Below are 13,905 nucleotides of genomic sequence, written 5' to 3' on the forward strand. Positions count from 1 at the left end.
TTGCCATGGCCTGCGCGGTGGCGGTGCCATTGGCGGAAACCACAAAGCTGTTCAGTGTCGGGGTACCCAGGCCATGGTTGGCGATGAAGGTATTCTGCAGCATAGTCTGGCGCTGCGCCAACGTTGAAGTTGTGTCCATACCGGTGATCGATAGGACCGCGGCATCCAGCGCCTGCTGCTCCTTGGACCGGGTCTGGACCGCCCTGGTATAGTCGACCGAGAACCCGATGGCGGTGATGATGGGCGCCAGCATGAAAACAAACAACGGGGCCATCGAACCGTCATGGGAACGCGCGAACCGCCCAACAATTCTCAGCATGTTTCTACTCCCGACGGACATTAGCCTACGCGCATATACCACGCGACGGCAAAGCAAGGTCTAAAGCTATCGATCAATGTTTAATCGTCTCTCGCCGCCAAGCCTGGGTCTTTGCCTCCAGGCTTCAGATTCAACAAACAACGCAGTATTGGATCAAAATCTCGCCAGCTACCGGGATTGCTGCAGGCAGACGCCCCCGAACTCGAACTCCCAAGACGCAATCACATCTGACGCTGCGGCATTTGCCGCGGACCTTAGGCTTTCAAGGAGAAAGAGGAACTGCCCTCTCTCCCCCGAGTCCTCGCGGCCGAACGCGGATGATCGTCTTTCCCGAACGTCGCTCTTTCGAGTTGAAAGTTGCAACGGCATCGTCGAGGGCCGCGACTTTGCCGATGTTCGTCCGCAGTGTTCCGTCCCGCACTCGCTGAATTATCTCGGATAGCTGGGTGCGATCGGTCTCGACGACAAAGTCAATCGCCAGGCCATCCGCTGGCCGCACGTCGGTAGGACCGACGACGGTCACCAGCGTGCCTCCGGCCCGGATCAGGGCTGCAGACCGCTTCTGAATGCCGCCGCCGATGACATCGAACACCAGATCGACGCCGCCGACGTCTTCCAGAGCGTCGTTCTCAAGATCGACGAATTCATTTGCGCCGAAGTCGAGCGCCTTCTGGCGGTCTGCAGTGCGTCCGGTGCCGATGACGTAAGCCCCGGCCTCCCTTGCAAGCTGCGTCACCATCGAACCGACGGCACCGGCCGCACCATGCGCGAGCACGCTTTGCCCCGCCTGTAGGCGGCCATGCTGGAACAGCCCCTGCCACGCGGTCAGGCCGGAGATCGGCAGGCTCGCACCCACCGTGAAGTCAACGTCGCCGGGCAGCGGCGCGAGATTGCGAGCTTCCATGGCGACATGCTCGGCGAGCGTGCCATCGCGATGCCAGTCTGCGAGGCCGAATACGCGCTGGCCGATTGACAGCCCGGTAGTGCCGTAGCCAAGCGCAGTGACCACACCGGCCAGCTCATGGCCGAGGATCGACGGCGTGCGGTCACGAAAGGTTCGATCAGCCCAGGTCGAAGGCCACTCCAGTTCGGTGTTGACGAATCCCGCCGCATGAACCTCCACAACAACATCGTTTATTGCCGCCCGCGGCTCGGGCCGCTGTACCAGCTTCATCCCGGCCTCTCCTGCAGCCTGGTCCGTCACTACGATCGCTTTCATGGGAATTGTCTCCTCAGACATTTGTGTTGGGGTAATTAGCGGGCGTGGCAGCTCTTTCGAGCTTTCACGCGTCGGCTTCGCGTCCTCCACGACGACCTTGAGGTCCCTGCCTGGGTTCCTCGGAGCTCTCGCGCGCCCACGATTCCAGGATTTTCGTTATGCGAAGTCCAGCACATCGGCCACCGGCATGCGCGGCTTCTGCGGCCAGTTGCCAGCTCGCTCCGGTCCGACGGTCAACAGCATGACCGGCACTTCGTCTTCGGCCAGGCCGAACTCGCGGTGCACGGCTTCAGCGTCGAAACCAATCATCGGCGTCGAACCCAGGCCCAGCGACCGGGCCATGTAGATGATCGCCGCGGCGCCAAAGGTCGCGGAGCGCACTGCTTCGTCGCGCTGGCGCTGCGGCTGATCGTCATACAGACCGCGAGCGGGGATTTCCCACTCCGGCACCAGGTGCGCCGGCATGATGCCGGCTTTCACCACGGGTGCCAGGCGGGCTGGAACGGTGCTGGCATCGGCCAGCTGGCCGATGATGATGAAGGTCACGGCCGCGTCGGTGATCGCGGGCTGATTCCAGGCGATCGGACGCAGCCGGGCCTTGGCTTCCGGCGAGCGTACGGCGATGAAACGCCAGTTCTGCAGGTGGAAGGAGGTTGGCGCGGACGTGCCGATACGCACCAGGTCGCGGATCTGGTCGTCGCTCAAGGTGGCAGCAGGGTCGTAGTACTTGGCGGCACTGCGGCTCAGGATCGTTTCGATGACGGCGTTCGTAGCGAAAGCGTTTTCGCTCTTCCCGGTCTCCCCGAAGATCTCGGCGGCTACGCGGGTTGCGGGTCCGGTGGTGGCGATGCAGTTCATTGGATGGCTCCCTTATCAAGTGATTGCGGAGCCCAATTTACGAGGACGAGTGATTATTTCGAGACTGATTCAGCTCAGTATGATGCGCGAAAGGATCAAACTGCGCCTTCGCGATCCCAGACCGTGTGCGTTACTCGCCCTTGTGCGCCAGTCGCCGCCACTCCCCCGGCGTCATCCCCATCCTTTCGGCGAAGACATGCCGGAATGCCGAAACGGATTGATACCCGACGGTCTCGGCCACGGCCTCGGCGCTGATGGCTGGCTTCTTCAACTCGTTGGCGGCCAGGCTCATGCGCAGATCAGTCAAAAAATCGAGGGCGGAGCGACCCAGCTTGCCCTGAAACTGGCGCATGAACGTAGCGCGCGACATCCCGCACAAATCGGCCAGATCGGGCAGCTTCCAAGGCCGTGCCGCATCGGCGAACATTGCCGCAATTGCTGGTGCCAGCCGCGGATGGCCAGCCAGGGCCAACAAGCCTTCGGGGGCTTTCCCGGATTGGCTCGCCGCGCGCAGTACCAGTGTGAACAGCGCCGAGGAAAGCGCGTTGAGAATGGCGCGCCCTCCCGCCCTGTCACCGGCGGACTCCATCCGCATCAGCCCGACAAGACCGGCAAGTTGGTTGGATGCGGACCCCATGCCGTCTTCTCCATGGCTGTCCACAGCGCGTGTCACCAGGTTGGCGGGCAGGTAGTTGCGGATCAGTCGATCATGGGGTGGCGCGATAAAAAATCGCCCACACAGCAGATCCAGTTGCTCGCCCTCGCCATCATTCTCGCTCAGCATCCATCCGGCTGACCCCCGGCGTTGCTGGGTAGGAATTGGTGTTTGCCCGCTACCGTCGTGCAGTACATGCGCCGCGCCGTGAGGCAGCAGCACAATATCTCCGCTCAGCAGCTCCCGCGCCGCTCTCGTCTTCGGATCCTCGAGAATGGCCCGGCCCTTGACTATGACGTGGTAGGGAATTTCGTTCGCGGCAGCCTTGTTCCAGGCAACGCGCCACGGTGCACCATAGGCGCAGCGGACCTCGAGCTGGCCGGTCACGGTGATGATTTGCAGGAGATGGCTCAGCCAGTCCACTTCAGACATTGGACCTCGAAACGGAGATAGTGAAACGTGTTATCGTAATTATGGATTGTTTGCACAAATCGAACGTACCAAGAGATACGGCAACACGCCCGCCGATCATGAATGCGTCTCCAGGTGAAGAACTTGTCTACATGCCGAGCGCGGAGGCACCACGCACTAGATTGCTGCGGCCGTAACGGAGCAACTGGTAAAAGGATGGAGCAGTTTCCTGTCTCTGAACAGCTGCGAGGCCGATCAGCCGCCGCAGCCTACCGCCATCCCCGCACCATATGAGATTGGACGCTGCGCCCTGGGGGTCTCCCAATGAGTGTCCGGTGGTCTCACCATCCATCGGTTGCAGCCATTCGTCAGAGCTGCTGATGGCTCACGGTCGCTTTCAACAGAGGACGGTATTTGTTATCCAGGCCGATTTTTGGAGCCGAGCGATATTGTGATGCTTGCCTTGTGATCCAGTTTGCCCCGCCGCCTTTGATAGACACCTGTTGTTAGGCCTTAGCTTTCCGATTCGCTGGTGTTTTCCTCAACGGCGTTTTTGCAGTTGGCTTGCGGCCGAGTCCGCTGGATTTCGCGAGGGCTGACCGCTGGGCCGCGTAGCTCGGTGCAACCATGGGATAGTCCTTGGCGAGCCCCCACCTGGCTCTGTACTCGTCGGGTGTCATTCCCAGCAACCCAAGGTGGCGCTTCATAGACTTGAACTTGCGTCCGTCCTCCAGGCTGACGATGTAATCGGGAAACACGGACTTTTTTGGATTGACTGCCGGAACAAGCGCGGGCGGCGTCGCTTCCACCGGCCGACCCAATCCCGACAAGGCAGAATTGACGCTGGCGATCAATTCGGGAAGACCGGCCGCCGGAATGGCGTTCTTCTGGACATATGCCGCCACTATGTCGGCGGTGAGCTGCAACAACTGGAGCTGCGGTGCTTCAGCGTCATTCTGCATATTTCGAGTTTCCCATTTGATTGGCTTTGTCTCTATTGAGGAACTTTACAACGTGCAACGGCCCACAGATCATGGATGGGGCTCCACGCGAAGAAACCTGTCTATATTTTAAAGGGGTGGCACCGCACCTGACCTACCCGCTGGCAACTGACTGACCGCAGGATTTATTCAATGCCGGCTTGAGGCAGTAGCAGGATACCGAGTGTTTATAGCGCAAGTCGGAGTACCGAGGTTCAATCGGGCGCGTCGACAGCGCGACCATAGTCGGCGGCATTCGCCAATCCACAGGGTATGCGTCAGCCGTTTCGCGATCCGGGGGCTGACGCCGCAGAGAAAACCCGCGGGTGGCAACAATCGCTCGGGTGATCTTCTCGATCCAACGGTGTCTAACCGAGATTCCTGGGGATAATCACTCGTCCCTCCGGGACTCGCTGGCGCTTTGACAAACTCGGTTTTCCAGACCGGGGGCCGAGTGCACAAGATCCTGGCATGTCACCGCCAAGGCACCGCCACCGGGCGGAACCGCTTGCCCAGACTGCTGGACAGCAACCACGACATTCCATTTGCAAAGCAGATCGCGTACCGCTCGATTTTCAGAGGAAAAATATACATTCCGGCCGTCCCGGCGGATTTTTACGAGCCCAACTTCCCGGAGCTTGGCTATGTGGTGCCACGAGGCTGTCCGGCTAATATTAAGCCGTTCGCGAATTTTGCGATCCGGCAATTCATAGTCGAGCAGCAAGCTCAAAATGTGCAGCCGCCGCGCATTGCCCAGCACCTCCAGAAATTCGGCCGCTCGTGCGGCGTTAGCCCTTAGTCCGTCCGAGACCATGGATGCCTCTTCCCCAGCAACTTGCCGTCACGCCCGAAGACTGCGGAACAATCGATCTCTTCAATGAACACGGCCAGATCATCTGGCACGAGCCACTGGGCGTAGGACCGAAGCCGTCTCAACCCACAAGCCTTGGCATGCCTCTCGGCGCGCTCGGATTCAAGTCCAGCCATCGTTGAGCGCTGTTGTTGGATTGGCACGAAACCATTGAGGCGTCCTTCCGCCAGCTGACTGGCCCAGCAAGTCGTGACCTGTTCCACTCACCGCTCCTTTACGTGACCCGGCAGACAAAATACCACAGCCATGTCGATAGTGTCGGCTCCTCCATTATGATTAAGGTGGCGGGTTCTCCCCACCGCATTTCGGAGTTAGCCCTTTTGACGGTATGATTGCATTGCGTATCAACGGGATGCGCGGATGGGTTATTTCCCATTTCGACCGAGCCTCCGTTGTTCGGCGCCGACGCAGGCGGGCCGAAGCTTTCAACACATCGACTTGCCCGGTGCGATGTAGTGTCGTTCGATGACCAACACCGCCTCCCCTTCCCTCTGATGGCCTCCATCGATTACCAAAATCGTAAATCCGCGACCTACAGTGCCAGTCGCTTCGTCCGGTCTTCGTTGAGCCCCCAGCCGATTGGACATCGCTCTGCCCAAGCACTCTTGGTTCCCCTTGAAAGATCATAAATGAATCGTGTGGCAGGCCTGAGCATCGAGTAGCAACCATGGGCCTCGTGCTACGGGTGACCGGCGCCCCCGACCCCGAAATCGTTGCTCGCCCCTCTTTTCTGAAGGATACGGGCCCCCTCTGTAGCCCAGCAACCACCCATCATTATGAGGATTGCTTGCGACAGGGGGCGAGCGATGCCGTAACCGCTGAGATCTCCTTCCCGGTCGATGTCAACCACGATCAGCACCGAATGGCCAATGACGACGCCAGCTTCGCGTAGTCCCTGGGCGGCATCGGGATGAGTAGGCAAAAGCCTCCTGGCTTTTTTGTTTCGAGCAAGGCGTCACGAAGGCTGGTCAGCGGTTCTGGCAATCTTCACCATGCGACCTTGCCTCCTGCAAACGGCTAACTCGCAATCGAGCGAACGCTACTAAAGAACGCCTCGACCAAGGAAATTGGTATCTTACAATACCGGCGCAGGCTTGTTGGGCTTTCAGTTGTAATCCTGTGCCGATGATGAAATCATGCGCGCGCTTGACAACGGGCAGGTTAATTCAAGTTCCGCCACCAGGAGGAGAAGCGGTATGACCACTCAGGTTGTACATCGCGTATTCGGTCCCAAGCAGGTCAGGCAATTCAGGGAAGTCTACGAGCGCGCGCGCGTTGTGGAGGCAACTTACCCCGATTCGCACATTGCCAGCAAAGCCGCCAAACGGCTGATCGAGGCATTCGAAGCCGAGATCCAGACTGACGGGACGGTTCTGGATTTTCAGCAGCTATGCGAAGCAAACCCCCTGGGGACCGCCTGAGACCCGGACGTTGTCTGGCGAAGGCTCACGATGAACCGCTTCATCTGCCGACGTCAGCCATGCCCTGCAGGCGGATCGTGCTTGCCGTTCAAAAATCAAATTTCGGAAGTGGGTCGCCATGCGGAGCGATAGGGGAGCCATGGGGTTTTGGGCGGCGGTGGCTCCCCTATCCTGTCTCCGCATTTTGTTCGCAGACAGGCGGCGTAAGCTCGAGCAGACGCCGGCAATCCAGTGTTCAGCGTGGCGTATTCGTCGTCAACGAAGCTTTTGGAGGTATGATGCAGCGTTGTCAGGAGGTGCGAAGCAAACCAACCACCGCCTATCGTATGAGACCAGCCGAATTAATCGCAAGATCGGTGATTTACCAGACCGTTCAGGTGGGTCAATCGTGCAACCAACACAGTGCGCGGTAACCGAGGATATCTATAGCCAGATGCAGCACGGGCATGCGCCTTAGTTCGGGCCGCTCGCGCGGGTCAAACCGGTTTGGAGGCCCGTCTTCTCAACGTAAAAATTTACCGAAAAAATTAACTTATGTTAGAGAATGCTAATAAATAACCCTTACACTCCCGAGGCTGCTTTAGATGTCAGCAGCCACGTTGCTTGAGGTTCGCAATCAGCCCTGAGCGCGGAAAATGGGTCGGGTACCAAAAACTTCCAATTCTAAGAAATGAGCGCTTATCGGGGCGCCACAGGTACCTTCGTTGGGGAAGGGTGAGTATAGGTATGGGTTCTACAGCAGGACTGCACAGTTACGGTTCGACAAATCAATCAAGAGTTCCGTCCAGCGGCACAGAAGATCTCCACCAAGAAGCAGGTAAGCAATACCTGCTCATGCTGGACGGGAGGGCCTTAGACCGCGAGTGTCTCGCTTCGGCGCTTGAGGATCATGAATTGGGCATGGTGGTCGTCGCCATGGGTTCGATCGAAGAATGGCGCATAAGGAAGGGTTCGGCTTCTCCCCTTTCAACCATACTCTTCAACCTCGGCGGCCGGAAGATCACCGATCATGGCATTGCAGAAGAAATCAGGCATATTTCGTCCGAGTTCAAGACCGTACCGTTGGTCATCCTGGCCGACACCGAAGATCTTGCACAGGTGCTGACGGCTCTCGAATGCGGCGCACGCGGCTATATTCCGACTTCGGTCGGGATCGATGTGTGTGTCGAGGCGATCAACTTGGCTGCAGCCGGAGGCATCTTCGTTCCGGCCAGTAGTGTCCTTTCCATGCGGCACCTGATGAAATCAGGCAACTGCGACCCCCGGCCCTTGACGGGCATGTTCACGCTCAGGCAGGCAGAGGTCGCCCAGGCACTGCGACGCGGCAAGGCGAACAAGATCATCGCCCACGAACTGAACCTTCGCGAAAGCACTGTGAAGGTTCACATTCGAAACATCATGAAGAAATTGAAGGCGACCAACCGCACGGAGGTCGCCTACAAGGTCAACGATCTCTTCGCAGAAGGACCTCTGGGCCAAGAGTAATCGCATCAACAAGACGGCCCGTCCTGGATCAGTCCTGGCGGGTCGTGTTTTTTCGTCAACGGAACATTTCAGTGAGGGTCGATGGATTTCGCGTTGCCGCACGACCGGTGCCACGCGAGACAAATGGCCCTTCTGATCGTGACTTTGCTGCCGCGCAATGGAACAGCTTTTGAAGGGAGGCTGTCAGAGGGGTCCGGGGCAACGAAACGCCGCCCCGTTCGAGCGGCATCTTCGCCTGATCAACCAACAGCAGCAGCGGCCTGTGCCTCGGCCCGTTCGTGCCAAATGACCTGGCGCAAGTCGCGCATGTCGACCTGCTGACCGCAAATCGGGCAGGTATAGAAATTGTCGTCCTCGTGGGCTGGCTCGCCGCCGTGCAGCTTGCCGGGGATTGATGGTCCAAGGTCGGATAGCTTCGCCATGGCTATCAAACATTCAATTCGTCTAAAATCTTCCGGAGCCATTTTAGCGCACGCTAAATTGAATCGCAGTCTTGCGAGGCAGTTCATGCGTTTGAAGTTCATCACAACTATGGAGCCGGAGCTTGTCCACACCCCGCCCAAGGGGACGACTGGAGTCACGAGATCAAGTTCGACGGGTATCGCACTCAGCTCATCAAGGATGAGGATGGCATCCGCCTGTTGACGAGAAGAGCGTAAGACTCGACGGCACGGCAGCCGGCGGCTTACGGATACTCAGAAAGTCTGGTTGTAGGCGCCCACTTCCGGATTGCGGCGTAGCACGGCGTTGACCGCCTCGAACATCTCAAGGCGGCGCACCGATGACACCGGGCTTTCCACGACTACGACAAGCTCAGGCTTGTTCGACGAGGCGCGCACCAACCCCCAGGTCCCGTCCTCGGCGACCACGCGCACGCCGTTAACGGTGATCAGATCAGCGATGTTCTGGCCGGCGAAGTCAGCACCATCCCGCTTCATGGCCAGGAAGTCACAAACCACCCGGTCGACGACGTCATACTTCACCTCGTCCGGGCAGTGCGGCGACATCGTCGGCGTGCCGAAGGTCAGCGGCAGCGCCCGATAGAGGTCGGCCATCGAACTGCCCGGGGTGCGATCCAGCATCTGGCAGATGGCGATGGCGGTGATCAGCCCATCGTCATAACCCCGCCCGATCGGCGGGTTGAAGAAGAAATGGCCCGACTTTTCGAAACCGGCGACGGCGCCAAGCTCGGCGACACGGCGCTTGATATAGGAGTGCCCAGTCTTCCAGTAATCGGTCACCGCGCCGTTGGCTAGCAGCACGCTATCGGTTTGGAACAGGCCGGTCGACTTGACGTCGACGACGAAGGTCGACCCGGGATAGAGCTGAGAGATATCCCGCGCGAACACCACACCAACCTTGTCCGCGAAGATAACGTTGCCCTCATTGTCGACAACGCCGCAGCGGTCGCCATCGCCGTCGAAGCCCAGCCCGAGATCAGCGCCGCTCTTCAGCACCTTGTCCCTGATGGCGTGCAGCATCTGCATGTCCTCGGGGTTTGGATTGTAGTTTGGAAAGTTATGATCAAGCTCGACATCGAGTGGGATCACTTCGCAGCCGATCCGTTCTAGCGCTTCAGGCGCAAAGGCGCCGGCAGTGCCATTGCCGCAAGCGGCCACGACCTTGAGCTTTTTCGAGATGCGCTTGCCCCGGGTCAGATCGTCGAGATAGGTTTCGCGGAAATTGGGAACGAAATCATAAGAGCCGCCGCCGATAAGATCGAAGTCGCCGGCCAGCACAATTGTCTTGAGCGCGGTCATCTCTTCGGGACCGAAGGTCAGCGGCCGCGCCGCACCCATCTTGACGCCGGTCCAGCCGTTTTGGTTGTGCGAGGCGGTGACCATGGCGACCGACGGCGTGTCGAGCGCAAACTGGGCGAAATAGGCCATAGGCGACAAGGCCAGACCGATGTCCCTGACCTTGGCTCCAGCGGCCATCAGCCCAGTGACCAGCGCCAGCTTGATAGACAGCGAATAGGAACGGAAGTCATGCCCGGTGATGACCTCGGGTCCAACGCCAAGACGGCGTATCAGCGTGCCGAGCCCCATGCCGAGCGCCTGGACGCCGATCAGGTTAAGTTCGGGCGCGACCTGGCCAAACCACCAGCGCGCATCATATTCCCTAAACCCGGACGCCTTTATCAGCGCCGAGGTTTCAAACTCGAACGTGTTGGGCCGGGCTTCGTCAACGAAATTCAGCGACAAGACAGGACACTCCGAACGACACAAATGCGGTTGTCGAGGCGGTAGCTTACCAGAACCGTTCTTCTGGCCTATCTATCAGTTTGGTTGATCCCTTTCACGACAGGGAGAACCGGCGAGCATCGTTGTCGGGCTATTTCCGCAGTGCCCTGCAAGCCTTGACGCCCGCGAAGACGCCGACATTGCGGTTGAATTTCGCGTTGCCGCGATCTGAAGGCTGGATTGCTAACCCCCCACGGACCATCCATAAGGTGCGTTTTTCTGGCGGCCAATAACCCTTGTAATATTTTGTGATCGCCGCCATTCGAGTTCTCCACAGCCGCGTCCGATTGACCATCTGCGGTTGCTAGAATCCCCCAGGAGAATGCCATAAGCAGCCGCGAGCAAGATGCAAATCTTCTGCTCTGATGAACGCACAGTTTTAAGCACGGACGTAAAAATGCCGCTGTTTTTTTTCGATATCCGAGACGGCAAATCCCATTCTCCCGATACAGAGGGCACCCACTACGTTGGTGCGCTCGAGGCCCGGGTAGACGCGGTTAAAATGCTGGTCGCCATGGCACAGGATGAAGTTCAAGGCGGGTTACAAAGCAACCTTTCGGTGACTGTTTCTGACGAAAGCCGTCGGCCCGTTATGGAAGCAAATATCGATTGCAGCATAAAAGTCTTTTGAAAAATTCCCGATAGCCCTGGACCTAGTTGGCTCCGTCGGGATGGCCGCAAGTTTTGTGCAGCTGTCTTGTCCGCACTTTGCTTACGGCAGCGGCCTGTGATCACTTTTATACCCCGCCTTTCTTTGGCAAAGAGAGACCATCGTAAGCGAAGATGGTCACACTATGCTGATGCACCTCCTCGATACGGCCATGCAAGCTTCGAATGCACTTTGCCGGCAGCCCTTCTACTCGTTCGCAAGCGTTCGCCGCGATACCCGTCGTACGCTCGATCGCGACGACCGTCCGTTATTCGACATCGCTGCCGATATTGAACAGGACAGGGGCGCCTGGCACATCGCTAGGAACCTTTGCCACCGCGAAGCCAATTCGGCGGAACTGGATTAAACGACGTTGACGGTGGCGTGGCCCGACGCCGGAGTGCTTCGTTCCAAGGCGGCTACGCCGCGCCGAGCACGGGCTCTCGTGGCGCAAACAACTGCAAGTGCGATGAAGAAGAGGAGGCCTGGATCAGCGCTGCCACCCGACACCGACATTGCAATTATGCTTGCAAGGGCAGCATTCCTGACGCTCGCTACGACTGCATCTGTCTCTGGATCCACCCATACCCGAACCGCGCCCAGGCCTCTGGTCACGACATAGAGCAGGACAGCTATCATCAGCGATCCAAAGAAACCCAACTGCGACAGGACAGCGATCGGCCAACTCGATGCCCTTGAACTGCCGAAACCAACGCCCAGTCCGCTCGTATCGAGAAACGACTGCAGGCTCTTTACATTCCAATAAGTGCGCTCATGGCCCGACCCGGAATCCGCTTTGTTAATGATGGTGCTGTTGATCAGTCTGACGAACGGGTCCAACGCCTCGGCTTTGTAAAGACTAACGCCCAGTATGGCGGTCCCGCCCACCACCATGAGAGCTATTATCAGTATCTCTTCGCGCGCAACTTTTCCCCTGATGACCGAGTATAGCATGGACAAAGCAACGGGGATGCATAGCAGTGTCAGCCCGACGTAAGCCGTCGATGAAGTCGACAGAATGGTCAGGAAGAGCAGGATGCCCGCCAGCCACTGGGCAAGGCGTGACTTGGTCTTTCTCCAATACGTGTAGCAGAATGCCAGGCAGGCGAGGGAAGCGCTGGCGAACGAAGAGGCTTCCGAAAAAGGTCCCGTGATCCGTACGAATCCTGCCTCGACCGCTTCCGTTATGAGTGCGTAATTGGCGGTTTTGATCGGGCCCAGCAAGTCTCCCGCTCCTGCATTCTTGCCGATAAAATCGACCAGCCCCATGCCCGCATGCAGACCGCACGACAAGAAGAAGCCGCGGCGGACCTGGTCGATCCTGTTGGAGTGCAGCAGCAGCACACAAAGCGCGATGGCGGTGAGCCCGCCAAGAATGAAGTAGCCCGTCTGTGAAGTGTTGGCCGAAACCGGGGCCAAGGACGCTTCTACGACGGCGCCTCGGGTTTTCGACTGCACGAAGACGGCGGTCTGTCCTGCGAACAGTCTTGGAAATAGCCATGCCCCGATGATTGCGTAAGCCATGAGGCTTGTGAGAACCCAGACGGGGCGGATGCTCCCGAACACACTTCCAAGGTCGAGCCAGATGCGACGCCTGACTGTGACGGCCATGACGAGCAAGGCCGCAAACATGGTGTAGATCAGCGGAGACGACCCACCTAAAAAGGTCAGCGTCACGATGGCCGTCGCACCGAACGCCTGGGAAGCGATCAGGCCGATGATCAGCATTCCCCTGGAATAGCGGGCAACGACCAAAATAGCCGCGCACACCAGCAGCCCCGCCAAAGAGACCTGCATTGTTGATCGAGCCTCCCGCTTGGTTTGGCCCCGGACTGTGCGGACGCAGGAAGCTGTCCGACGGCTCATCTTTCGGCAGATGGATATCCCGGGCAAGAGAGCCAAAGGACGTAGCCTGACACCCACATCCGCAGGACCCGGTCACGGCCGTTGCGTTGTAAAATGCACGGCGGAATGATCAGAGGATATGAAGCCTTTTCGTTTGCGAGCGAGGGGTGACCTGCGGGCCGGTGGGCTTCTTGAGCCGTTTCGCGATGGCGGTCTTTTCGCAAGCCGGCCCTCCTGCAAACGGCTAACCCTCAATCCGCGAACGCCTACTAAAGAACGCCTCGACCAAGGAAAATAGTAATCTTATAGTACGGGTGCAGGCTTGTTTTGGCTTTCAATTGCAGAACCCTGTGTTAATGTTGAAATCGTGGGAGCGCTGGGCAACGGGGGGGGTTGTTTGAGTTCCAGCACCAGGAGGAGAAGCGGTATGACCACTCAGGTTGTACATGGCGTATTCGGTCCCAGGCGGGTTAGGCAACTCAAGGAAGTTTACGAGCGTGCCCGGGTAGTGGAGGCAAATTATCCCGAGTCCCACATTGCCAGCAAAGCCGCCAAAAGGCTGATAGAGGCCTTCGAAGCCGTGATCCAGGCTGACGGGACGGTTCTGGATGTGCAGTGGCTAAGCGAGGCAAATCCCCAGGGAACCGCCTGAGACCATGCCTTCATCTGGCGTCTGCGAAAGCCTTACGGTGAACGGCTTCATTTCTGCCGACGTTAGCCTTGCCCTGCAGGCGGATCCTGCTTGCCGCTCCAAAATCAACTTCTTTGGGAACTGGCCTGACGGCGGGTTGGGCGGGCAGTGACTCCCCTATCCTGTCTCCACGTTTTCTCCGCGGACAGGCCGCGTAAGCCTTGAGCAGACGCCGGATGGCCGAGCCTTGCCGTTCCTGCGTCTCGCAGCGCTTGGGGCCATTTGTGTGCGGTCCTTATAGCGACTTAAAAATTTACC

15 protein-coding genes are annotated in these 13,905 nt (G+C 58.6%); 6 read left to right on the forward strand and 9 right to left on the reverse strand.

Going from position 1 to position 13,905, the window contains the following annotated elements; all coding sequences use genetic code 11:
* The 5 genes from P3C39_RS31580 to P3C39_RS31600 all read right to left on the reverse strand — a co-directional run.
* A partial coding sequence (locus P3C39_RS31580; RefSeq protein ID WP_275954991.1) for a pilus assembly protein TadG-related protein occupies nt 1–319 on the reverse strand: 319 nt, incomplete at its 3' end.
* A 262-nt stretch (nt 320–581) separates the two neighbouring features.
* The gene (locus P3C39_RS31585) at nt 582–1,538 is read right to left on the reverse strand and encodes an NADP-dependent oxidoreductase (RefSeq protein WP_275954990.1); all 957 of its coding nucleotides are present in this window, start codon (nt 1,536–1,538) and stop codon (nt 582–584) included.
* A gap of 156 nt (nt 1,539–1,694) precedes the next feature.
* Nucleotides 1,695–2,396: a nitroreductase family protein gene (locus tag P3C39_RS31590; protein WP_245485341.1), complete on the reverse strand. Its 702-nt coding sequence runs from the start codon at nt 2,394–2,396 to the stop codon at nt 1,695–1,697.
* A gap of 130 nt (nt 2,397–2,526) precedes the next feature.
* Nucleotides 2,527–3,483: an AraC family transcriptional regulator gene (locus tag P3C39_RS31595; RefSeq protein WP_275954989.1), complete on the reverse strand. Its 957-nt coding sequence runs from the start codon at nt 3,481–3,483 to the stop codon at nt 2,527–2,529.
* A gap of 485 nt (nt 3,484–3,968) precedes the next feature.
* Complete coding sequence (locus tag P3C39_RS31600) at nt 3,969–4,424, reverse strand: MucR family transcriptional regulator (RefSeq protein WP_275954988.1); 456 nt, start codon at nt 4,422–4,424, stop codon at nt 3,969–3,971.
* A 472-nt stretch (nt 4,425–4,896) separates the two neighbouring features.
* Between P3C39_RS31600 and P3C39_RS31605 the strand changes: the two genes are divergently transcribed.
* The 3 genes from P3C39_RS31605 (at nt 4,897) to P3C39_RS31615 (ending at nt 8,219) form a co-directional block, all read left to right on the forward strand.
* Entirely contained in the window at nt 4,897–5,241 is a 345-nt protein-coding gene (locus P3C39_RS31605) for a hypothetical protein (protein WP_275954987.1), read from the forward strand.
* 1,268 nt (nt 5,242–6,509) lie between these two features.
* Nucleotides 6,510–6,734: a hypothetical protein gene (locus P3C39_RS31610; protein ID WP_024505842.1), complete on the forward strand. Its 225-nt coding sequence runs from the start codon at nt 6,510–6,512 to the stop codon at nt 6,732–6,734.
* A gap of 834 nt (nt 6,735–7,568) precedes the next feature.
* Nucleotides 7,569–8,219, forward strand: coding sequence for a response regulator transcription factor (locus tag P3C39_RS31615; RefSeq protein ID WP_275954993.1), 651 nt, complete (start codon nt 7,569–7,571; stop codon nt 8,217–8,219).
* A gap of 239 nt (nt 8,220–8,458) precedes the next feature.
* On the opposite strand, the gene P3C39_RS31620 is transcribed toward P3C39_RS31615, so the two are convergent.
* The 3 genes from P3C39_RS31620 to P3C39_RS31630 all read right to left on the reverse strand — a co-directional run bounded on the left by P3C39_RS31620 (nt 8,459) and on the right by P3C39_RS31630 (nt 10,724).
* On the reverse strand, nt 8,459–8,743 hold the full coding sequence (locus P3C39_RS31620; RefSeq protein ID WP_275954986.1) for a hypothetical protein: 285 nt from the start codon (nt 8,741–8,743) through the stop codon (nt 8,459–8,461).
* A gap of 171 nt (nt 8,744–8,914) precedes the next feature.
* On the reverse strand, nt 8,915–10,423 hold the full coding sequence (locus P3C39_RS31625; RefSeq protein ID WP_275954985.1) for a phosphomannomutase/phosphoglucomutase: 1,509 nt from the start codon (nt 10,421–10,423) through the stop codon (nt 8,915–8,917).
* A gap of 130 nt (nt 10,424–10,553) precedes the next feature.
* Entirely contained in the window at nt 10,554–10,724 is a 171-nt protein-coding gene (locus P3C39_RS31630; protein WP_275954984.1) for a hypothetical protein, read from the reverse strand.
* Between the two features lie 135 nt (nt 10,725–10,859).
* Between P3C39_RS31630 and P3C39_RS31635 the strand changes: the two genes are divergently transcribed.
* On the forward strand, nt 10,860–11,093 hold the full coding sequence (locus tag P3C39_RS31635) for a hypothetical protein (protein WP_024505397.1): 234 nt from the start codon (nt 10,860–10,862) through the stop codon (nt 11,091–11,093).
* Nucleotides 11,094–11,256: 163 nt separating this feature from the next.
* Entirely contained in the window at nt 11,257–11,478 is a 222-nt protein-coding gene (locus tag P3C39_RS31640) for a hypothetical protein (protein WP_275954983.1), read from the forward strand.
* On the opposite strand, the gene P3C39_RS31645 is transcribed toward P3C39_RS31640, so the two are convergent.
* The gene (locus P3C39_RS31645) at nt 11,475–12,908 is read right to left on the reverse strand and encodes a hypothetical protein (protein WP_275954982.1); all 1,434 of its coding nucleotides are present in this window, start codon (nt 12,906–12,908) and stop codon (nt 11,475–11,477) included. The two genes, P3C39_RS31640 and P3C39_RS31645, sit on opposite strands and share 4 nt — an antisense overlap.
* Before the next feature lie 475 nt (nt 12,909–13,383).
* On the opposite strand from P3C39_RS31645, the gene P3C39_RS31650 reads away from it, so the two are divergent.
* Complete coding sequence (locus tag P3C39_RS31650) at nt 13,384–13,608, forward strand: hypothetical protein (protein WP_275954981.1); 225 nt, start codon at nt 13,384–13,386, stop codon at nt 13,606–13,608.
* Nucleotides 13,609–13,905 lie beyond the last annotated feature (297 nt).

This window comes from Mesorhizobium sp. XAP4, assembly GCF_029269325.1.
Classification (GTDB): domain Bacteria; phylum Pseudomonadota; class Alphaproteobacteria; order Rhizobiales; family Rhizobiaceae; genus Mesorhizobium; species Mesorhizobium ciceri.